Here is a 1,369-nt window from a genome sequence, read left to right on the forward strand (position 1 = left end):
CGGTTTAACCCCCTAAATTTGGACACATTCGCTCTCATTCTTATTCAGTCGCATCATACTGCAATTTTTTGAGGCTTTAGTTTTTCAGAAAGTACCATCTGTAAATATTCATAAGGCGACCAATCCTGAAGACTTCCATGAATACGGACTTGGTTGTAATAACGGATAAACCGATCTACTTCCTTGAATGCCTCTTCGTAGGTCTCAAAGCAATGACGTTGGTAACATTCCCGTTCCAAAATACTGTGAAACGATTCGATGTAGGCGTTCTTGTTAGGTGAACGGTTCGGAATACGTTCGTGCTCAAGCGGGGCTTGCTCACAATACGTATAGAAAGCCTTGCTTATAAACTGCGGACCATTGTCGGTTCGGACAACCAATTTGTGTGCTTGCTCGTTGATGTCGCGCTTCAAAATCGCCTTTTGTACCACCGTTATTATGTCGTTCGTATTACAGGCTTTGCCTCGATGATACGAGATGATGGCTCTGTCAAATACATCAATTATGCTTGCCAGATAGAAGTGTCGCCGTTGACCAGCTACATAGCCGTATTTAATATCCAGCTGCCATAGTTGATTAGGGCCGTCCACTACACGGTTATTGGCTATTCGTTTCGGTACGGGATTCGCTGCCTCTCGCTGAGGAGCAAGGATTTGGAGCTCTTTGCATAGTCGATAGATCTTCTTCTTATTAATGACGAGTTGGTATTTTCGACGTAATAGGATGGTTAGTTTACGGTAGCCGAATGCAGCATTAGGTCCTTTGATGAGAACACGAAGCCAGCCTTTAATGCGAGCATCCAAGACGACGTTGCCACTTTTATCATAGGAATAGCCCGGAATTGGACGCCCTTTTCCTTTAGGATGACATCGATCTGGATGTTGAAGGCGGTAGTAATACGTTGAACGAGGTAGGTCACAGATGCGCAATACCGTTCGGACGGGATAGCCTCGCTCAATCCATGTTAACGCTGTCTCCAGTCTGGGTGCTTTTTTTTTACCAAATCTCTGAGAATGCTTAGTTCCAATTCTTTCTCTCCAAGCTGTTTTATTGCTTGATCATATTTAAGCTGCAAGGCTTCCAGCTTGGCTGCATCCTTTTTTAGTTTATCTTCATCGTCATGTCTTTTCGCCATAAGTTCCCCCACCTCATCCTGATATTGACGAACCCAACAGCTAAGCGTCTTAGGAGACATACCGTGTTTTCTGGCCACAACCTCCGTACGGTAACCAGCTAACACTTCTACAACAAGCTCCTTTTTCGCTTCAACCGGGCATCTAAATCGTCTTTTCACTGGTCATTCCCCCACCATAAATTTAGTGTAGCTGAAAGGAGTGGGAGTGTCCAAATGGATTAGGGGGCTATATAG

2 protein-coding genes are annotated in these 1,369 nt (G+C 44.6%); both read right to left on the reverse strand.

Going from position 1 to position 1,369, the window contains the following annotated elements; all coding sequences use genetic code 11:
- Positions 1–53: 53 nt before the first annotated feature.
- Entirely contained in the window at positions 54–1,028 is a 975-nt protein-coding gene (locus ACIFSR_RS34500; protein ID WP_430063747.1) for an IS3 family transposase, read from the reverse strand.
- Positions 965–1,294 (reverse strand): transposase, encoded by a 330-nt coding sequence (locus ACIFSR_RS34505; RefSeq protein WP_430063745.1) that lies wholly within the window; start codon positions 1,292–1,294, stop codon positions 965–967. Before ACIFSR_RS34505 ends, ACIFSR_RS34500 begins: the two co-directional genes overlap by 64 nt.
- Positions 1,295–1,369 lie beyond the last annotated feature (75 nt).

Origin of the sequence: Paenibacillus sp. NRS-1760 (genome assembly GCF_050467785.1) — a bacterium.
GTDB lineage: Bacteria > Bacillota > Bacilli > Paenibacillales > Paenibacillaceae > Pristimantibacillus.